This is a genomic window from Mycolicibacterium monacense (genome assembly GCF_010731575.1).
GTDB classification, from domain to species: Bacteria; Actinomycetota; Actinomycetes; order Mycobacteriales; family Mycobacteriaceae; genus Mycobacterium; species Mycobacterium monacense.
Window position 1 is genome coordinate 4062837 of sequence record NZ_AP022617.1, and the last position, 19423, is coordinate 4082259.

Below are 19423 nucleotides of genomic sequence, written 5' to 3' on the forward strand. Positions count from 1 at the left end.
CGTTGAATTGGCAACTTAGCTATGTGCTGCCGCCACGAGAGACCGGCAACACCCCATGTAAATCGCAACTTGTTGAACTCGATAGCGAATTACTGACCGCCCCCGCCGCCGACCCGCGTTAGCCGCATACTTAACCCGCAGCTATTTCGGATCGCGAAAGACCTACCGATCGAAAACACTTGGACACACCTCGGGCAAGGTTCTCGCTTTTGCAAATAGATTGCCGATCTTGGACAGGCGTACCGCTGACCGACCCAGCCGAGGCTGCGCGAAACGTAGGGAATTCCCCAATTCGTCGAGGGTAAAAGCGCTCTACCGTGTGAACATGCTCACTGTCGACGCTCAGACGTCGGGTTGCCTGGCCGAGTGGTATCTGCCGGACCTCACCGAAGAGCTGATCGACGCCTTCGTCGCGCGCATCGAATCGGTCGCGGCGCAGATGCGCGCCGAGGGGACCGACATCCATCTGGTCCTGACCGTCGCCGTGCCCTCCGACGAGGTGCTCTACGGGGTGTTCGACGGCTGCGAACCGGGTCTCGTGTCCCGCACGTGCGAGCAGGCCGGCCTGGCTCCGCAACGGTTGAGTGGCAGGGTGGGGACCCGGATCCTGCACTCATATGAGCAACGTAGGGAAAACCCCGATTCCTGAATTCCGAGCCACTTGGTTTTATTGACAAGGACTTCGGGGCGATCTGCGAGGGGGCGCACGAGCCGCACGAAGTCCACGTGCGTCGCCCGGGGGATGCGACGTCACACAGCTTGGCTACCTGCCGACGGGGCGGCAGGTAGCCAAGCTTCGTTCTGGGGGAACGTCTTACGTGAGCCGCAGGATGGGCTGCACGCCGATCGGCGTGTGACCGAATTCCTGGCAGTGCGCGACCACGTCCGCGACGGCGGATGAGCGCAACAGGCGCCGTTTACCGAAGAAGCCGCACTGGCACTGTCCGCGGTTGTTCAACCACGCCGCGAGCACGGTGGCCTGGAGACCTCTCATATCGACCCCTGACTGGCAGCGACGCAAAGGGCGGGACGGCGAATGAGGGCTGACGCTGGCTGCTTAACGCCGGGCTGGTCCCTCATTTGCCTATGCGGTGAACGTCCGACTCAGCCAATTTCTCCGCCCGCCGCATGTTCTCCCCCTCGATGGGCCCTGTCGCCGTTTGCCGAACCGGCCTCACATCTCCATGGGCGGCGCATCGAAGCGTCCGCGCCCGGCGCGCAAACGCTCCGGGATCAGATAGGAGAGACGAGGAAAGTCTGGCGAACGGCGAGAAAGTCGCGTGTTGATTTTCCGATGACTCGAGAGCATCCCGGGGTGGCCGGCACAAGAGTGACGCTTGCCGGGCAGCGGCTTTCAGCGGCTGCCGGACCGACCGGGCTGGGAAGTCAACCCGGGTCCACTGTATATGCCGTCGCGCGCGACGCCTACCATCGCCGAAGCCCAGAGGCGTCCCGGGTCCGCCTCAGGCTGCGCGGCAAACGCAATCAGGCCCCCTCGAAAGGGGGCCTGATCAGGGTGGCAGGTGCAGGATTCGAACCTGCGTAGGCGTAAGCCGACGGATTTACAGTCCGCTCCCATTGGCCGCTCGGGCAACCTGCCGGGTGGTCGCACCGTCCTCTCGGATTTGGTGCGACTAGCAGGGTACAACGAGGATGGGCCGAAGACGAAAACGCCCGAACAAGCCAGGAGGGAGCGAGTCCATGGCGGATTCCAGCTTCGACGTCGTGAGCAAGGTCGATCGTCAGGAGGTCGACAACGCGCTGAACCAGGCAGCCAAGGAGTTGAGCACCCGCTTCGACTTCCGGGGCACCGACACCACCATCGCCTGGAAGGGCGAGGAGGCCATCGAGATCGTCAGTTCCACCGAGGAGCGGGTCAAGGCCGCCGTCGACGTCTTCAAGGAGAAGCTCGTCCGCCGCGACATCTCGATGAAGGCCTTCGACGCCGGCGATCCGCAGCCCAGCGGGAAGACCTACAAGGTCAACGGCACCATCAAAGAGGGCATCACCAGCGAGCAGGCCAAGAAGATCACCAAGATCATCCGCGACGAGGGTCCCAAGGGCGTCAAGGCCCAGATCCAGGGCGACGAGATCCGCGTCAGCAGCAAGAAGCGCGACGATCTGCAGACCGTCATCTCGCTGCTCAAGCAGGCCGACCTCGAGGTGGCGCTGCAGTTCGTCAACTACCGCTGAGCAACTCCGGGGTGACGTCGCGGCCGACGGTCTTGCCGTCGTCCCGGTGATCGGTGGTGTTGCGGCACTCCCCCGAGATCGTGAACGCCAGCAGCCCGTCGACATTGCCCGGCCCCATCACGACCATCACCCCGTCGCGGTGGATGACGGTGCCGAAGGGCTTCTTCCCCGGCGGCGGCCCGTCGGTCCAGCCCGCCGCCACCATGGCGTCGGCGACCCGGCGGGCATAGGTGTCGGTGTCGGTGCCGGGCGGCAGCTGCGCGCTCATCTCCACCAGCCCGCGGTAGGGCGGCTCCCCCTGGTCGTTGCACGACTCGAACGAGAACCCGCCGCCGACGTCCTGCAGACCGGCGACCGTCCGTAGCTGGCGGCCGACATCGACGACCTGGGCTTCGGCCTGCTCGTCGGTCATCGGGTCGGCGACCTGGTCGCCGCCACCGCCGGTGGGTTCCGACATCGAACAGCCTCCTAACGCGATCGTGCACACCAGCAGCGTGACGGCCAGCGCCGCCCGCATCAGCTCACCCGGTCGGTTTGTAGTCATGGTCGGTGGTCACAGAGCTCCCTGGTCGGCCGACTTCCGGGTCGATGAAGGCGGGACTGCCCGGAATGTCGGAATCGATGTGCGGCAACGGAACACGGCCGCCGAACGGTAGGTCGATGTGGTCGGGGGTGCTGATGTGCGGTTGCCGGCGCCCCTCGGCGAGCAGATCCTGCCCGGCCAGCCGGTCGCTGTTGCCGCTGGCGATCTCGGTGATCGCCCGCATCGATTCGCTGCCCAGGTCGTAGTAATGGGAATGATCATGCACGTCCAGTCCGTCCTCGCCGGCCACTTCGGCGCGGAAACGCACCGAGCCGAACTCGTCGCCCGCCGGGTCGGTGCCGAGCCCGGCGTCCGGGCCGACCGGGTAGCCCAGCGTGCGGTTGAGCACCTCGGCCGGCAGGTCACCGGGCATCCCGATCCAGCTGACCGGATCGGTCGACGCCGCCCCCACGTACACCTTGCCGCCGTCGAGGTGGAAGTCCTCGGCACTCCTGGCCAGGTCGGTGCCCGGGCTGCCGATCAGCACCGCGTCGTCGGCCCTCATCCCGCTGCCCGCGAACGCGTCGGCCACCGTCGTCGATCCGTACGAATGGCCGATCACCGTCACGTGCGACGCGCCGGTGTGGGTGGCCGCCAACCCGTTGACGTCGGCGGCCAGCAGATCGCCGCCCGCCCGCGCGAGGTCGGGCGCCGCGATCCGCGGATCGGTGAACCCGTCGGGCGCGTCGTATCCCATCCACATGATCACCGCGGTGGGATCGTCCGGGTCGGCGAGCCGGGACTGCTCGTAGAGGTGGATCGCGTCGTTGTGGCCGTCGGCCAACCAGCCGTCGCGCACGCTGCTTCCGGTTCCCGGCACGATCACCGCCGTGTTCTTCGCGGTGTCCGGATTGCCGATCGCGATCGCCGCCCGACCCTGACCGTTGTCGGCCAGCGGCTGGTACCCCCACAGCATCACCGGCCGCGGGTTCTTCGGGTTGGCGCCGCGCTGGTGCGCCAGACCCTCGCTGGTGCGACGGGCGTTGTGGAACCGGGTGGCGTCGGCCCGGCTGAGCCCGTAGCGCGCCGGATCGGCGATCACGTCGTTCTCGGAGACACCGTTGCGCGCGGCCACATCGCGCACCCGGCTGAGGTCGTCGTTCATCACCGCCTGATTGACCTTGTCCCGGACCGCGGCGGGAATGCCGTTCAGATTGCCCAACTCCGGTGGGTGCTCGGCGATCAGCGCGTCCTTCTCGGCCTGGCTGAGCGAGTCCCACCACCGGTTGACGTCCTCGGGTGAGGTCTCCTCGCCCGGCAGCCGCCGCGGATCGCCCAGAGTTCCCGGCGGCGTCTGCGGTACCGGGCCGCCCAGCGCGGCGGTGACGGCCGCGGCCGTTGACCGGTCGAACTCGCCGTACTGCGCGAGCAGTTTCCTGATGACCGCCGTCCACGCCCGCGCCAGCCCGGTGAACACCGGCGGCAGATACGGCGGCGGACTGCAGCTGCCGTCGTCGGCGACCTGCCAACCGGTCGCGCGCAGGCTCTGCACCAGCATCAGCAGGGCGCGCCGGGTCGAGGACATGTGCGAACCACCCGACTGCAACGCCTCCTGCAGCGCCTGCAACCGGGCGCGCAACTCCTCCTGCCGGTCGAGATTCGCCTCGGCCTTGGCGATCGCGGCCGCCGCGGCCCTCCCCTGCCAGTTCGCGCGCAGATCCGCGAGCGCTTGGCGCTGCCGGGCCATCAACGTGTCGAGGTGGCCGATCTTCTCGCCGAGCCGGCCGGCGGCGTGGACCAGACCGTCCGGGTCGGACGCCTCCACCACCGACAGCGAAACCGTCACCACACCCCCCGAGCCGACTGGTTCTCAGTATCGCCCGTCGCGCGACGCGGTTGCTGCACCAATCGAATCGCCCTCCCGGCGACGGCGCCCGTCCTACGCTGATCGCCATGGCACACGCGCAACGACAACCCAAGGTCGTCGTCCTCGGAGGTGGGTCCTGGGGCACCACCGTCGCATCGATCTGTTCCCGGCGCGCGCCCACGATCCAGTGGGTGCGCTCGGAGGACACCGCCAAGGACATCAACGCCAACCACCGCAACTCGCGCTACCTCGGCGAGGATGTGGTGTTGAGCGAGTCGCTGCGCGCGACCACCGACTTCGCCGAGGCCGCCAGCAGCGCCGACGTCGTCGTCATGGGGGTGCCGTCACACGGCTTCCGCGGGGTGCTCGAGAAACTCGCCGCCGAGCTGCGGCCGTGGGTGCCGGTGGTGTCGCTGGTCAAGGGGCTCGAACAGGGCACCAACATGCGGATGAGCGAGATCGTCGACGAGGTGCTGCCCGGACACCCGGCGGGCATCCTGGCCGGGCCGAACATCGCCCGTGAGGTCGCCGACGGGTACGCCGCCGCGGCGGTGCTGGCGATGCCCGACCAGCACCTCGCCGCGCAGTTGGCAGAGTTGTTCCGCACCAAGCGTTTTCGCACCTACACCACCGACGACGTGGTCGGCGTGGAGATGGCCGGCGCCCTGAAGAACGTCTACGCGATCGCCGTCGGCATGGGGTATTCACTCGGCATCGGCGAGAACACCCGCGCGATGGTGATCGCCCGCGCGGTGCGGGAGATGTCGAAACTCGGCGAGGCCATGGGCGGGCACCGCGACACCTTCGCGGGCCTGGCCGGGATGGGTGACCTCATCGTCACCTGCACCAGCCAGCGCAGCCGCAACCGGCACGTGGGTGAACAGCTGGGCTCGGGCAAGCCGATCGACGAGATCATCGCGTCGATGAACCAGGTCGCCGAGGGTGTGAAGGCCTCCAAGGTCATCATGGAGTTCGCCGACGAGTACGGGCTGAACATGCCGATCGCCCGTGAGGTCGACAGCGTGATCAACCACGGGTCGACGGTGGAGCAGGCCTACCGCGGTCTGGTTGCAGAGAAGCCCGGCCACGAGGTGTACGGGTCGGGCTTCTAGGCCTCAGTTGAAGTAGGGGTTGCGGCCTTCGCGGGGCATCAGCAGCGGGTTGCTGGGCTGCAGGACGAAGCTCGCCGTGGGGCTGATGACGAAGCCCGCGCCGTTGTGGGCGTCGACGCACGTCGTCATCGTGCCGTCGGTGCCGCAGCTGACGGTCTGGAAGCTGACGCGGGTGTTGGGCGGCAACGGCTTGACCGTCTCGACGACGTTGGAGAACGGCGCCGCCGCGTTGGCGAACGTCGGGACGCCACCGATGCCGCCGCTGACCAGGTTCGCCCCACCGGGGGCGGCGGGGATCGGGCCGCTGCAGCCGTAGGCGCCGCCGCGCTGGATGACGCAGGTCAGGCCGCCGGGGGCGCCGAAGGCGTACCAGGTGCCGTTCATCGCGGTGTACTCCGCGGGGCTCACGGGCGGCCAGGCGTTGACGTTGGGGGCAGGCGGCGGGGCCGGCGCGGGCGGTTGGGCCGCGGCGAGGCCCGCCGTCATGACCGCTGCGCCGACGGCGGTCGCGGTCCCTGCCAGGATTCTGCTGAACACGCCCACACCATATGTGCCGGTGCGGCGACGCGCAGGGGCTGACTGCTTCATGGCTTGATCATCGCCGGGTGGGCGGCTTTCGTTTCGCGGCTTTGACGCGCCGAACGTGCGGCCAGTGCGAATTCGGGAGCGGTTTTTCGCAGTGAGCGCACGTTCGGCGCCGCAGAGCGGTCAGTAGAGGCCCGGACCGCGGCCGGCCATCTCTTCGAGGCGGCGGATCCGGTCGGCCATCGGCGGATGCGTCGAGAACAGCTTGCCGATCTTCTCCCCCGACCGGAACGGGCTGGCGATCATCAGGTGCGCCTGATCGGCCAGCTGCGGCTGCGGGGGCAGCGGCGCGGCCTCCACCCCGCCGGAGATCTTGCGCAGCGCCGACGCCAGCGCCAGCGGGTCCCCGGTGAGTTCGGCGCCCGACTGGTCGGCCTGATACTCGCGCGACCGCGACACCGCCAGCCGGACCACCGTCGCCGCGATCGGCCCGAGGAACGAAACCAGCAGCAGCGCAAACGGGTTGGTGCCCTCGCGGTTACCGCCGAACATGCCGGCGAACAGCGCGATGTTGGCCAGCGCGGTGATCACCGACGCCATCGCGCCCGCCACACATGAGATGAGGATGTCGCGGTTGTAGACGTGGGACAGTTCGTGGCCCAGCACCGCGCGCAGTTCCCGCTCGTTGAGGATCTGCAGGATCCCGGTCGTGCAGCACACCGCCGAGTTACGCGGATTACGTCCGGTCGCGAACGCGTTCGGGTTCGCGGTATCGGAGATGTACAGCCGCGGCATCGGCTGGTGTGCGGCGTTGGACAGCTCGCGCACGATGCGGTACATCACCGGCGCCTGCAACTCGCTGACCGGCTGCGCATGCATCGCCTTGAGGGCCAGCTTGTCGCTGTTGAAGTACACGTAGACGTTCATGCCGACGGCGAACAGCACGGCCAACGCCATGATCGACCGGCCGAACAGCGAACCGACGAACACGATCAGCGCAGACATCCCCACCAGCAACAGGAACGTCTTGAACCTGTTCGCGTGCGGATTCCACGTCATCAGCTACCTCCTCGTGAGTCTTCGCTGATCCAACGCTGCATACAGCCGTCTGGGTTCCGGCGATGTTCAGCCGTGGCGGGTGATCGTGTAGTCGACCAGTGACGCCAGCGCCTGCCTTCCCGGCATGTCGGGCAGGGCGGCCAGTTCGTCGCGGGCCTGCTGCGCGTAGCGGGCGACGGTCGCCTTGGCCTGCTCCATGCCTGGTGAGCGGCGTAGCAGCCGCAGGGCCTCGGCGAGATCGTCGTCGTTGTCGACGGGCCGGGCGAGCAGTTCGCGCAGGCGGTCGGTGTCGGGACCGGACTCCCGCAGCGCGTAGAGCACCGGCAGAGTGTGAACACCCTCACGTAGATCGGTGCCCGGAACCTTGCCGGATTCGTCGGGATCGCTGTCGATGTCGATGATGTCGTCGGAGATCTGGAATGCCGTGCCGACGATTCCGCCCAAGCGCGCCAACCGCTCGATCTGGGTCTCGTCGGCGCCGGAGAACGTCGCCCCGAACCGCCCCGACGCCGCGATCAGGCAGGCCGTCTTCTCGTAGACGACCTTGAGGTAGTGCTCGATCTCGTCAACGCCCTCGACCGCACCGCGGGTCTCCCGCATCTGACCGGTCACGAGTTGGGCGAACGTGTCGGCGATGATCCGCACGGCCTCCGGCCCCAACCGCGACACCAGCCGCGACGCGGTGGCGAACAGATAGTCGCCCGCGAGGATGGCGATGTTGTTGCCCCAGCGTGCGTTGGCGCTCGGCGCCCCGCGCCGGACCTGGGCCTCGTCCATGACGTCGTCGTGGTACAGCGTCGCCAGGTGCACCAGTTCGATCACCGCACCCGCCACCGTCACCTGCCAGGCGTCGGGTTCGGGCCCGAGCCGCGCGGACAGCACCGTGAACAGCGGACGGAACCGCTTACCGCCGGCCTGGAAGAGATGCTGAACGGCCTCGGCCATCAGCTCGTCCGCCTTGCCCAGCTCGGTGGACATCAGATCCTCGATGCGGGCGACTCCGGCGCGGACGTCGGCCGCGAAGGCCGCGTCGCCGAAGTCCACGCCCGCCACCACAGTCGCCGGTGTCCTCACCCTGCCAACATACTGTGACAATGAAGACCCGGGCGGATGTGGTCGTTGTCGGCGCCGGACCTGCGGGTTCGGCGGCCGCGGCGTGGGCGGCCCGCGCCGGTCGCGACGTGTTGGTGATCGACTCCGCCCGCTTCCCGCGCGACAAGGCGTGCGGTGACGGGCTGACCCCGCGGGCGGTCGCCGAACTCGAACGCCTCGGCCTCGGGCCGTGGCTGGACACCCGCATCCGCCACCGCGGTCTGCGGATGTCGGGATTCGGCGCGGCCGTGGAGGTCGCCTGGCCCGGCCCGTCGTTCCCGTCCACCGGCAGCGCGGTGCCGCGCACCGAACTCGACGACCGGATCCGCTCCGTCGCCGCCGACGACGGAGCCAAGATGCTCCTCGGAACCAAAGCCGTTGGTGTCGAACATGATTCGTCTGGACGCGTGGAGACGTTGACGCTGGACTCGGGTGAGGAGGTCGGTGTCGGGACCTTGATCGTCGCCGACGGGGCGCGGTCGACACTGGGCCGTGCGCTCGGCCGGCAGTGGCATCAGCAGACCGTCTACGGCGTCGCGGTGCGCGGTTACCTCGCCAGCCCGCGCAGCGACGAACCGTGGATCACGTCGCACCTGGAACTGCGGTCACCGGAGGGCAAGGTGCTGCCCGGCTACGGCTGGATCTTCCCGCTGGGCAACGGTGAGGTGAACATCGGCGTCGGCGCCCTGGCGACCGAAAAACGGCCCGCCGACGCCGCTTTGCGGCCGCTGATGTCGCATTACACGGCGTTGCGGCGCGAGGAATGGGGCTTCGACGGTGAGCCGCGCGCACCGCTGTCCGCGCTGCTGCCGATGGGCGGCGCGGTGTCGGGAGTCGCCGGCCCCAACTGGATGCTGATCGGGGACGCCGCCGCGTGTGTGAACCCGCTCAACGGCGAAGGCATCGACTACGGGTTGGAGACCGGCCGGCTGGCCGCCGACCTGCTCGGCTCCGGTGACCTCTCACAGGCGTGGCCCGCCGTGCTGAGCGACCACTACGCCCGCGGATTCTCCGTCGCGCGCCGGCTGGCGTTGCTGCTCACGCTGCCGAGATTCCTCCCGCTGACCGGTCCGGTGGCGATGCGGTCGACGGCGCTGATGCGCATTGCCGTTCGGGTGATGGGCAACCTGGTCACCGACGAGGACGCCGACTGGATCGCCCGGGTGTGGCGCGCGGGTGGTCTGGCCTCGCGCGGCCTGGACGCGCGCAAACCGTTCAGCTGATCAGCCGGCGACGCGACCGGTCGTCGTCCGTGCGACTCGCATCGGTCAGCGCGAGCGCGATGAGGATGTCCGCGAAGGTGATGAACAGCCCCATCCAGTACGCCCACCTCGTCGAGGGATCGGGCTGGGTGGTGAAGTACAGCACGAGGAAGATGGGGCCGACGATCCCGAAGACGAACATCATCGCCTGGAAACGCACGTAGCGCCAGAACGTCTGCATCCGCCACCCCCGTCACCGTTCTGCGGCAGCATATCCCGCAGGATGGCGGACATGGTGGCGGTCTACCGGGCGCCGATGCGCTCACGTGACGACGGGATCGACGTCGCGCAGACCATCGCGCGGGCCCGCCGGCTCGGGCTGTGCGGATTCGGTGCGCTCGGGGTCGACGAGGATCGCCTCGCCCGCCGGATCGCACGCTTCGCCGACGCCCCCGACGGCGCCCTGGTGTGGACGCGCGACCCCGAGGGACTGTACTGGCTGGGCCGCATCGACGGACCGTACCGATACGACAACACCAGTGCCGCAAGGGCCGTCGACCTGGTGCATGTGCGGCCGTGCCGGTGGTCGCCCGCCCCGTTCCTCGAACCGCAGGTGCCGTCGGCGGTGCTGGCGACGTACCGCCGCGGCGGGCGCAACTTCCAGCAGACCCACGATTCCGTCGTCGCACGGGAAAGCCTGCGGCTGTGGGAAGAACACTCCTGAAAGCTGTTCGCAGACAACATCTTCAGAACCCATGACCGACGGATTCGCACTTCGGCCGGTCACAGCGGGTCAGCCGGGGCACAATTCAGGGGTGCCGAACCCACCCGTCGAGCCCGAGTTCGGCGTGGTGTGCGACGTGGACGGGGTGCTGACGATCACCCATGTGCGACGGCAGCTGGGACGGGTGAGCGCGCTGTTCAACCGCAGTCCCCGGGACCGCCGATCGGTGCTGGGCATGCCGCATCTGCTGCGCCACCTCGCGCACTCCGACCTCGCGCCGCCGGTGTTCTACCTGACCGCCGCACCGGATCTGTCCGGGCCGATGATCAGCGACGCGCTGCACCGCAACGGCTACCCGACCGGTACGGCGTTGCCTGCGGGAGGTGACCTCGCCCCCGGCTGGCTCGTCGGGCACAGCCTGGCACCCAAACGCGCTGCACTCGACGCCCTGGCCGAACAACACCCGCAGCTGCGTTGGATTCTGGTCGGTGACGACGCGGGACCGGATCCGGAGCTCTTCGCCGACTTCGCCCGCCGCCATCCGGGCCGGGTGGCGGTGATCGCTCTGCGCCAGGACCGCCGCCAACCGAGGCGGATCCTCCGGGGCGACGAACTGCCCGGCGTGACCGTGGTGGCGGCGCCGAACGCCGAGGAGATCCTGCCGGAACTCGACGCGAGCCTGGGCCTGCGGCCACAGCAGCGCACCGCCGTCGACGCCTGGTTCCTCACCGCGGACGAACGCGGCAACGACGCCACCCGGCTGCGCGCCTGGACCGCGGGCAACGCCGTCCGCCCGCTCGTGCACGGGCGGACCTACTTCGCCGCACTGGCCGAGGCCCTGGCCGCCGCGGGGCCGGGCGACGTGGTCCTGTTCGCCGCGTGGCGCGCCGACTCCGACGAGCTGCTCACCGACGGCGGGCCGACGATCGCCGAGGCGCTCGCCGCGGCCGCTCGACGAGGGGCGCTGGTCCGCGGGCTGATGTGGCGCGCGCATCTCGGCACCTTCGGCTACCACCTCGAGCAGAATCGCGCCTTCGCCGCCGCCATGGCCGCCGCCGGCGTGGAAGTGCTTCTGGACCAGCGGATCCGCGCCTTGGGCAGCCACCACCAGAAGGCCGTGGTGATCCGCTACGCCGGACGGCCCCGCGACGATGTGGCGTTCGTCGGCGGAATCGATTTCGACCGCGGCAGCCGCGACGACGCCGGCCACCGCGGTGACCCGCAGCCGGAGACGTCCGACGACCTCTACGGCGCCACCCCCGCCCGGCACGACATCCAGGTCGAGGTGCACGGGCCCGCCGTCCGCGAGGTCGAGGACGCGATCCGGGAACGCTGGGACGATCCCGCGGCCATGACCCGGCTGCCCTGGCATGTCGTCGGCGACTGGATCAACGGCTCACCGCGTACCGCGTCGCGGCTGCCGCCGCCCGAGCCGGATCCGCCCGCCGCCGGCGACTGTGCGCTGCAGATCCTGCGGACCTATCCGCGCCGCCGTCCGGCCCACCCGTTCGCACCGCTCGGCGAGCGCAGCGTCGCCCGCGGCTACGCCAAGGCGTTGCGGCGCGCTCGCCGGCTGGTCTACCTCGAAGACCAGTACCTGTGGTCGGTGGACGTCGCGCGCATCTTCGCCGCGGCGCTGCGCCGCTCACCCGACCTGCACCTGATCGCCGTCGTGCCGCGCCGCGTCGACCAGAAGGTGGCCACCCGCGCGGCCGAGTTGGGTCAGCTGGAGGCCATGGCCATGGTGCGGGCCGCGGGCGGCGCGCGGGTCCAGATCTACGACATCGAGAACGACGAGGGCCGGCCGATCTACGTGCACGCCAAGGTGTGCATCGTCGACGACGTCTGGGCGGTGGTCGGCAGCAACAACCTGAACAACCGCTCCTGGACCCATGATTCGGAGTTGGCGGCCGCGATCATCGACGACGAGCGCGATCCCCGCGCACCGGAGGATCCCGGCGGATTGGGCGACGGGGCCCGGCGCTTCGCACGCCGGCTGCGGCTCGACCTGATGCGCGAACACGTGGGCTTCGAGGATGGCCTCGATGACGATGACGATCTGCTCGACCCCGACCGCGCGGCGGCCACCGTGCGCGCGCGGGCGGAGGCGCTCGACGCGTGGCATGCCGACGGATGCCGGGGGCCGCGGCCGCCAGGGCGCTTGCGCCCCCACGTTCTCGACCACGACCGTGCCCGGCCACCGGCCCGGCACCGGTGGTTGACCATCCCCGCCTACCGGATCGTGCTCGATCCGGACGGGCGGCCGCTGGGAATGCGACTGCGCCGCGCCTACTGACCCCCCGTGATAGGCAGGACGGGTGGACCCCCAACCGCCGCTGCTGTTCGCGCTCGACCTCACCGGGACCTTCGTCTTCGGGCTCAACGGGGCGTTGACGGCGTTGCGCGCGACGCACCTCGACGTGGTGGGGGTGGTGACCCTCGGCATGACGACGGCGTTGGGCGGGGGTGTGATCCGCGACGTCCTGATCGGTGCGCTGCCGCCGGCGACGTTCCAATACTGGCCGTACTTCGCGCTCGCCGTGGGCGGGGCAATGATCGCGTTCGTCCTGAACCGCTGGCTCGAGCGGCTGAAGATGTCGATCACCGTGCTCGACGCGATCGGGTTGAGCGTGTTCGCCGTGATCGGGGCGAGCAAGGCGCTGGCCTTCGGCCTCGGCGTCGCGCCGGCGGTGCTGCTCGGGGTCATCACCGCCGTCGGGGGCGGCACGATCCGCGACGCGCTCGTCGGACAGGTACCCACGGTGTTACGCAGTGAGCTGTACGCGATCCCCGCCCTGGTGGCCGCGATGATCACCGTCGTCGCGATCCGATTGGACGTCTACGGATTGCCGGCCGCGCTCGGGGCCGCAGCCGTCTGTTTCGTCATCCGGATGCTCGGCGTCCGGTACCAACTCAACGCACCACGCCCGCCCGGGTTCCGGGCGGACTCGTCGTAGCCCCGGGCGGCCGCGGTGTTTCGGTTGCGGGCGACCCGGGCACCGAAGGAGGGTGATGGACTCCCTGCTCGGCGCGCTCGGGCATGCGTGGTGGGCCTATCCGCTCCTTCTCGCCTTCTGCACATTCGACGCCGTCGTACCCGTCATCCCGAGCGAGACCGGTCTGATCACGGGCGGAATCCTCTCCGCGGACGGCGCGATGTCACTGCCCCTGGTGATCGCCATGGCCTCGATCGGATCGTTCGTCGGTGACAACCTGGCGTACTGGATCGGAAGGTCGGCCGAGGACCGGGCCTGCCGGTGGATCACCCGTGGAGAGAAGGGGCGTCGAGGTCTGGACTGGGCGCGGCGGGAACTCGACGAGCACGGCGGATCGATCATCATCGTGGCGCGGTTCATCCCCGGTGGTCGGACGCCGACGATGATCGCCTGCGGGATACTCGAATTCCCGTACCGCCGGTTCCTCGCCTTCGACGCCGTCGCCGCCGTTCTCTGGGGAAGTATCAACACGCTGATCGGCTTCATCGGAGGGAAGGCGTTCGCCGAGAACACGATCGGCGCGTTCGCGGTGTCATTCGGGGTGGCGGTCGCCGTGGGCGGCGCCGTCGAGGTGGTGCGCAGGATGCGCCGCAAGCCCGAGCCCGCCGGGCAGCGCTAGGATGGCGCGGTCACCGCGTGGGATGGTGGTGGTATGGACCTGATGCCGGCGGCGTTCATCGGACACGGCAGCCCCATGAACGCGCTCGAAGTCAACCGCTACACCTCGGCCTGGCGAGCGTTCGGTGAGCAGGTCACCCGTCCGCGCGCGATCCTGGTCATCAGCGCGCACTGGTACATCAACGCGACCGCGGTCACGGCGATGCCGCGGCCCAGGACGATCCACGACTTCTACGGGTTCCCGCAGGAACTGTTCGACGTGCAGTATCCCGCCCCGGGCCTGCCCGGACTCGCCGACGAGGTCAGCGAGGTCGTCCACCCGACGTGGGTGGGCGCCGACGTCGACAGCTGGGGCATCGATCACGGCACCTGGTCGGTGCTGGTCCACGCCTTCCCCGACGCGTCGATACCCGTCGTCCAGCTTTCGGTCAACGCCGACAAACCGCTCGAGTACCACCTGGAACTCGGCGCCAAGCTGGCCCCGCTGCGCGAACGCGGCGTGCTGATCCTGGCCAGCGGCAACGTCGTTCACAATCTGCGGGCGATGGACTGGAACCTCGACACCGGTTACGACTGGGCCCACCGATTCGACGACGCCGCCCGGGAGGTGATCCTGTCGGAGCCCTCGCGGGCGCCGGGTCTGCACGGTCACAGCGACTTCGACATCGCGGTGCCGACCCCCGACCACTTCATCCCGTGGCTGTATCTGGCGGGGCTGGCGTCGACCGCCGCCGACAGTGTCGACATCCTCGTCGACGGCTACTCCTACGGATCCCTGTCGATGACGGCCTACACGCTGGGAGCGGCTACGGTCACCGGGTCCGAAGACGCTGCCGCCCAACAGCAACCACCTCAGGCACCGGCCGACGCCTCGAACATCTGACGCTAGGGCCAGCGGGTGTCGAGGATGTCCAGGGCATTCGGCAGCTTCGCGCGGTAGCGCGCCCGGTCGGCCTGTTTGAACGGCACCCACCACGGCGCCTGGAACAGTTCGACGATCTTGACCATCGGACCGCGATAACCCGACGCCTGCAGCACACCGTTCGCGGCGTACCGCCCACCCTCGTTGGCGCCCTCCATCGTGGTGACGTTCTGGTCGGTCTTGACCCACTCACCCGCGAGGAACAGGTTGTCGATACCGGTCACGGCTTCGGGTCGGCGGGCCCACGAACCGGGGTCCTGGATGAACAGCGGTTCGTCGTTGCGAACCTCCGGGGTTCCCGGGGCGATGATCGCCGGGTCGAGGAACCACGAGTGCAGCATGTCGTCGGTGAGCACGGTGTCGGTGTCGTTGAGGTGCGCCTTGATCTGCGCCCAGGCCTCCCGCGCGATCTCCTCCGGCGTGCAGTCCCGGGCGCTTCTGCGGTTGAAGTTACCCGCGGTCGTCCAGTCCGAGATGATCGCCGACAGACAGTCCTTGACCGTGCCGTCGCCGTAGCTGCTCAGCTTCCGCTTCCAGAACTGCGCCTCGCTGATCGAGGTGATCGCCCAGCCCGAATCGACATAGTTCACATGGCCTTTCGTGACGTCGACCCGCTCCCTGAGATAGAACATCAACCCGTTCATCCATTCGGTGCGCAGCAGTGCGACATCGGCCAGTTTCGGGTCTGCGGCGACGACGTCGGGCGTGAGCACCGCGGCGAGCTTCTCGCACGGGATCGCGCTGACGTACCAGTCGGCGACCACCGGCTGCGCCACGCCACCTGGGCCCACGACGGTGGCCGACGCGATGTGCTGACCGTCCGGGGTCAACCGGGCCAGCGCCTGACCCACGTGGAACGTCACCCCCTTCGACCGCAGATGGGCGACCCAGGGGTCGAGCCACTGTGAACTCGTCGGGCCGTTGAGCACGCGGTCGAAACCCTTGTTGTCATAGTCGTTGCCGAGCAACAGGATCGACCACACCGAGGCCTCACCGACCAGGCCGATGGAATGCGCGCTGGCGTCCTTGGACTTCGACGCCGCCAGATTGCGGATGATGCCGTCGGCGAGGTAGCGGTTGTACTCGTGTGACCGCTTGTTCGCGCCGATGTAGTCCTCCCACGTCATGTTCTCCCACTGCCCGAGCTTGCGCTCGTCGCAGCTGGTCACGTAGACCGCCAACTTCTGCGCCGCATAGGCCGCCTCCCACAGCGGCAGCCGGTACAGCGTCTGGAACACGGTGGTCACCGACTCGATGAACGCCTTCGGGGTGACCGGATTCGGCAAAGTAGGCAACGGGAATGGCAGCGGCACAGTGAGATCGGCGCGGTTGAGTCCCGAATGCAGATATGACGTCGCCCTGGTGAGGTTCTGCCACGTGCCGTGGCTGTTGCCGGGGAACGGGATTCGCCGCATCGTGTCGGTGACGTTGCGGTAGAAGCCGGGGAAGAACCGGAAGCCGTGTTCAGCGGGCAGCGGCGTGGCACCCGAGTCCGGCACGGGAATGGATCTGGCCTTGCCGCCCAGCGCTTTTCGCTCGTACACGGTGACGGTGTAGCCGCGGTCGACGAGTTCGTGCGCGGCCGTCAACCCCGCGATGCCGGCGCCGAACACCGCCACCGACATACCGCGCGGTGCGGCGCGCGCCTGCGGCGGTGCGGACGTCAGCGTCGCGGCGGCCAGACCGGCGGTGGCGGTGCCCGCCAGGAACGACCGGCGCGACACCTGCTGTTGATGAACCCGACCCATGACCCACCGCCCTGTCGCGGAACCCCGTCAGAGCGATAAGTTAATGGTGATTCGCGTCACAACCGCGCATTTGGCCCGGGTTTGCGCGTGTCGGATGCGTCAGCGCGGTGGTTTGACCGCGGCGTGCAGGGCGACGATGCCTCCGGTGAGGTTGCGCCACCGCACCTGCGACCAGCCGGCGGCCTCGATCCGCCGCGCCAGACCCGCCTGATCCGGCCAGGCGCGGATCGATTCGGCGAGATACACGTAGGCGTCGGGGTTGGAGGCCACCGCCCGCGCCATCCGCGGCAGCGCCTTCATCAGGTACTCCTTGTAGAGCGTGGCGAACGCACGGTTGGTCGGCGTGGAGAACTCGCACACCACCAGCCGGCCACCCGGCCGGGTCACGCGGGCCATCTCCTCGAGGCCCGCGACATGGTCGACCACGTTGCGCAGCCCGAAGCTGATGGTGACCGCGTCGAACGACTCGTCGGCGAACGGCAGCCTGGTCGCATCGCCGGCGACCTTCGGCACGTCGCGCTGCCGGCCCGCCGAGAGCATCCCGACCGAGAAGTCCGCGGCCACGCACCACGCACCGGAGGCGGCGAGTTCGACCGTCGACACCGCGGTGCCGGCGGCCAGGTCGAGCACCTTGTCGCCGGGGCCGATGCCCAGCGCCGCACAGGTCTCGCGCCGCCAGAACCGGTCCTGTCCGAGCGAGAGCACGGTGTTGGTCAGGTCGTAGCGGCGGGCCACCGCGTCGAACATCGACGCGACCTCGTGGGGGTTCTTGTCCAACGTCGCCCGGCTCACGACGCCGACGCTACCTGTGAATCCGCTGCCACCGGGAATGGGGGACGCCGCCGGCGCCCTTGTAACGCGGTATGAGCGGAAAAGTCTGGTTCATCACTGGTACATCGCGCGGGTTCGGCCGGGAATGGGCGATCGCCGCGCTCGAACGGGGGGACCGCGTGGCCGCGACCGCGCGGGACACCGCGACGCTGGCCGATCTCGTCGAGAAGTTCGGCGACGCGCTGCTGCCGATCGCCCTCGACGTCACCGACCGCGAAGCCGACTTCGCGGCGGTCCAACAGGCCCACGACCACTTCGGACGCCTCGACATCGTGGTCAACAACGCCGGCTACGGACAGTTCGGCTTCATCGAGGAGCTCTCCGAACAGGAGGCGCGCGACCAGATCGAGACGAACGTCTTCGGGGCGTTGTGGATCACCCAGGCGGCCCTGCCGTACCTGCGGGAGCAGCGCGGCGGCCACATCGTGCAGGTGTCGTCGATCGGCGGGATCAGCGCCTTCGCGAACGTCGGCATCTATCACGCGTCGAAGTGGGCGCTGGAAGGATTCTCGCAGGCACTCGCGCAGGAGGTGGCCCCGTTCGGCGTGCACGTCACGCTGATCGAGCCGGGCGGTTTCTCCACCGACTGGGCGGGTCCGTCGGCCAAGCACGCCACCCCGCTGCCCGATTACGCGGAGATCAAGGAGGAGGCGCAGCGGGCCCGCAGCCAACGCGCCGCCAACCCGGGCGATCCGAAGGCGTCGGCACGCGCGATCCTCAAGGTCGTCGACGCCGAGAATCCGCCGCTGCGGGTGTTCTTCGGTGAGGTGCCGCTGGGCATCGCGAAGGCCGACTACGAGAACCGGCTCAAGACGTGGGAGGAGTGGCAGCCCGTCGCGATCGAAGCGCAGGGCTGACGGTCAGGCCGCGCGCAACCGACGCAGGCCTGCGACCGCCTCGTAATGGCCGATCAGCTCGTCGCAGATCGCCGGCCAGGTGCGGTCGAGCACGCTGCGCCGGGCGGCCGGCGAATACCGTGGCCGCTCGGCGATCAGATGGTCGACCGATTCGCTGAGCCTGTCTTCGAATTCGGTGACGTCGAGCAGCAGGCCGGTCCGGTACGGGGCGACCAGGTCCCGTGGCCCACCGGCGTTCGGGGCGATCACCGGAAGACCCGAGGCCATGGCCTCCTGCACCGCCTGGCAGAACGTCTCGTGCTCGCCGGGGTGGACGAAGACGTCCATGCTGGCGTACGCGGCGGCCAACGCATCACCGTAGAGCGCACCGGTGAAAACTGCTGTGGGCATCAGGGATTCGAGCTTCATGCGGTCGACGCCGTCACCGACCACCACGACCTGCAGGTCCGTGCGGGCGCTGAGCGCCGCCAGCCGCTCGACGTGCTTCTCCGGCGCCAGCCGCCCGACGAACCCGACGATCGGCTCACCGTGCGGAGACCACCGTCGGCGCAACTCGTGGTCGCGGGCCGACGGTGCGAAGCCCGTGATGTCCACGCCGCGCGCCCAGCGGTGCACCCGCGGGACGCCGTGCGACGCGAGGTTCTCCATCGCCGAGGTCGACGGCGCCAGCGTGCGGTCGGCGCGGCTGTGCAGGTGCCGCGTCCACGCCCACGCGGCGCGCGACATCGCACCGACACCGTAGCTCTGCGCGAACCCCGCGACGTCGGTCTGGAACACCGCGACCGTCGGGATCCCGAGATGGCGCGCGGCGTGCAGACCGCCGTAGCCGAGCAGCGCCGGCGACGCCAGATGAACGACGTCAGGGTCGAATCCGCGCAGCACGCCCACCATCCGGGGCCGCGGCACGCCCAGCGGCAGGGAGGTCACCTTCGGGAACATCCGCGACGGCACCCGGTGCACCCGGACCCCGTCGTGCACTCGCTCGGCCGGCGGTTCACCGCGCGGGGTGTCCGGGGCGATGACGATCACCTCGTGTCCGGTGCGGCGCAGATGCTCGAGCACCCGCAGCACGGAATTGGTGACTCCGTTGACGTTGGGCAGGAATGACTCCGTGACGATCGCAACGCGCACACACCGAGGGTTTCAGCGCCGCC

Annotated in this window: 20 protein-coding genes and 1 tRNA gene; 10 read left to right on the forward strand and 11 right to left on the reverse strand. The window is 69.1% G+C overall.

The features are described from left to right. Nucleotides 1-325 precede the first annotated feature (325 nt). Nucleotides 326-649, forward strand: coding sequence for a hypothetical protein (locus tag G6N49_RS19405; protein ID WP_011558202.1), 324 nt, complete (start codon nt 326-328; stop codon nt 647-649). A gap of 165 nt (nt 650-814) precedes the next feature. Here the strand turns inward: G6N49_RS19405 and G6N49_RS19410 are convergent, their stop codons facing one another. Both G6N49_RS19410 and G6N49_RS19415 read right to left on the reverse strand, forming a co-directional pair. Then, the gene (locus G6N49_RS19410; RefSeq protein ID WP_225891786.1) at nt 815-994 is read right to left on the reverse strand and encodes a hypothetical protein; all 180 of its coding nucleotides are present in this window, start codon (nt 992-994) and stop codon (nt 815-817) included. 523 nt (nt 995-1517) lie between these two features. Beyond that, a tRNA-Tyr gene (locus G6N49_RS19415) sits at nt 1518-1600 on the reverse strand. 101 nt (nt 1601-1701) lie between these two features. Between G6N49_RS19415 and G6N49_RS19420 the strand changes: the two genes are divergently transcribed. Further along, nucleotides 1702-2193, forward strand: a complete 492-nt coding sequence (locus G6N49_RS19420) for a YajQ family cyclic di-GMP-binding protein (RefSeq protein ID WP_041309463.1) — start codon at nt 1702-1704, stop codon at nt 2191-2193. Here G6N49_RS19420 and G6N49_RS19425 read toward each other — a convergent pair. Further along, nucleotides 2180-2737 carry a lipoprotein LppJ family protein gene (locus G6N49_RS19425; protein ID WP_011558200.1) on the reverse strand — a complete coding sequence of 186 codons (558 nt, stop codon included), beginning with the start codon at nt 2735-2737 and terminating at the stop codon, nt 2180-2182. The two genes, G6N49_RS19420 and G6N49_RS19425, sit on opposite strands and share 14 nt — an antisense overlap. After that, the gene (locus tag G6N49_RS19430; RefSeq protein WP_011558199.1) at nt 2715-4562 is read right to left on the reverse strand and encodes an alpha/beta hydrolase; all 1848 of its coding nucleotides are present in this window, start codon (nt 4560-4562) and stop codon (nt 2715-2717) included. Before G6N49_RS19430 ends, G6N49_RS19425 begins: the two co-directional genes overlap by 23 nt. Nucleotides 4563-4669: 107 nt before the next feature. Between G6N49_RS19430 and G6N49_RS19435 the strand changes: the two genes are divergently transcribed. Beyond that, nucleotides 4670-5695: an NAD(P)H-dependent glycerol-3-phosphate dehydrogenase gene (locus G6N49_RS19435; protein WP_011558198.1), complete on the forward strand. Its 1026-nt coding sequence runs from the start codon at nt 4670-4672 to the stop codon at nt 5693-5695. Nucleotides 5696-5698: 3 nt separating this feature from the next. Here the strand turns inward: G6N49_RS19435 and G6N49_RS19440 are convergent, their stop codons facing one another. The 3 genes from G6N49_RS19440 to grcC1 form a co-directional block, all read right to left on the reverse strand. Continuing rightward, entirely contained in the window at nt 5699-6283 is a 585-nt protein-coding gene (locus tag G6N49_RS19440; RefSeq protein WP_064872208.1) for a hypothetical protein, read from the reverse strand. A 120-nt stretch (nt 6284-6403) separates the two neighbouring features. Continuing rightward, entirely contained in the window at nt 6404-7279 is an 876-nt protein-coding gene (gene htpX / locus G6N49_RS19445; protein WP_011558196.1) for a zinc metalloprotease HtpX, read from the reverse strand. Nucleotides 7280-7345: 66 nt separating this feature from the next. Then, nucleotides 7346-8353: a nonaprenyl/(2E,6E)-farnesyl/geranylgeranyl diphosphat synthase gene (grcC1, locus tag G6N49_RS19450; protein WP_011558195.1), complete on the reverse strand. Its 1008-nt coding sequence runs from the start codon at nt 8351-8353 to the stop codon at nt 7346-7348. Between the two features lie 20 nt (nt 8354-8373). On the opposite strand from grcC1, the gene menJ reads away from it, so the two are divergent. Beyond that, the gene (gene menJ / locus G6N49_RS19455) at nt 8374-9594 is read left to right on the forward strand and encodes a menaquinone reductase MenJ (protein ID WP_011854594.1); all 1221 of its coding nucleotides are present in this window, start codon (nt 8374-8376) and stop codon (nt 9592-9594) included. Here the strand turns inward: menJ and G6N49_RS19460 are convergent. Further along, nucleotides 9587-9814, reverse strand: coding sequence for a hypothetical protein (locus G6N49_RS19460; RefSeq protein ID WP_041924964.1), 228 nt, complete (start codon nt 9812-9814; stop codon nt 9587-9589). The genes menJ and G6N49_RS19460 overlap by 8 nt on opposite strands. A 42-nt stretch (nt 9815-9856) precedes the next feature. On the opposite strand from G6N49_RS19460, the gene G6N49_RS19465 reads away from it, so the two are divergent. The 5 genes from G6N49_RS19465 to ygiD all read left to right on the forward strand — a co-directional run bounded on the left by G6N49_RS19465 (nt 9857) and on the right by ygiD (nt 14794). Beyond that, nucleotides 9857-10297 carry a hypothetical protein gene (locus G6N49_RS19465; RefSeq protein WP_011854593.1) on the forward strand — a complete coding sequence of 147 codons (441 nt, stop codon included), beginning with the start codon at nt 9857-9859 and terminating at the stop codon, nt 10295-10297. Between the two features lie 91 nt (nt 10298-10388). Beyond that, nucleotides 10389-12593, forward strand: coding sequence for a phosphatase domain-containing protein (locus tag G6N49_RS19470; protein WP_011558192.1), 2205 nt, complete (start codon nt 10389-10391; stop codon nt 12591-12593). 22 nt (nt 12594-12615) lie between these two features. Next, nucleotides 12616-13254, forward strand: coding sequence for a trimeric intracellular cation channel family protein (locus G6N49_RS19475; RefSeq protein WP_011558191.1), 639 nt, complete (start codon nt 12616-12618; stop codon nt 13252-13254). A gap of 55 nt (nt 13255-13309) precedes the next feature. Continuing rightward, nucleotides 13310-13912, forward strand: a complete 603-nt coding sequence (locus tag G6N49_RS19480) for a DedA family protein (RefSeq protein ID WP_011558190.1) — start codon at nt 13310-13312, stop codon at nt 13910-13912. Nucleotides 13913-13954: 42 nt separating this feature from the next. Next, nucleotides 13955-14794, forward strand: a complete 840-nt coding sequence (gene ygiD / locus G6N49_RS19485) for a 4,5-DOPA-extradiol-dioxygenase (RefSeq protein WP_456320119.1) — start codon at nt 13955-13957, stop codon at nt 14792-14794. Nucleotides 14795-14796: 2 nt separating this feature from the next. Here the strand turns inward: ygiD and G6N49_RS19490 are convergent, their stop codons facing one another. Beyond that, nucleotides 14797-16581 (reverse strand): hydroxysqualene dehydroxylase, encoded by a 1785-nt coding sequence (locus G6N49_RS19490; protein WP_011854591.1) that lies wholly within the window; start codon nt 16579-16581, stop codon nt 14797-14799. 99 nt (nt 16582-16680) lie between these two features. Further along, the gene (locus G6N49_RS19495) at nt 16681-17373 is read right to left on the reverse strand and encodes a demethylmenaquinone methyltransferase (RefSeq protein WP_011854590.1); all 693 of its coding nucleotides are present in this window, start codon (nt 17371-17373) and stop codon (nt 16681-16683) included. Between the two features lie 71 nt (nt 17374-17444). Here G6N49_RS19495 and G6N49_RS19500 point away from each other — a divergent pair, with 71 nt between their 5' ends. Continuing rightward, a complete protein-coding gene (locus G6N49_RS19500) occupies nt 17445-18269 on the forward strand; it encodes an SDR family oxidoreductase (protein WP_011854589.1) in 825 nt (274 codons plus the stop codon). 3 nt (nt 18270-18272) lie between these two features. On the opposite strand, the gene G6N49_RS19505 is transcribed toward G6N49_RS19500, so the two are convergent. Continuing rightward, the gene (locus G6N49_RS19505) at nt 18273-19400 is read right to left on the reverse strand and encodes a glycosyltransferase family 4 protein (RefSeq protein WP_011854588.1); all 1128 of its coding nucleotides are present in this window, start codon (nt 19398-19400) and stop codon (nt 18273-18275) included. Nucleotides 19401-19423: the final 23 nt, after the last annotated feature.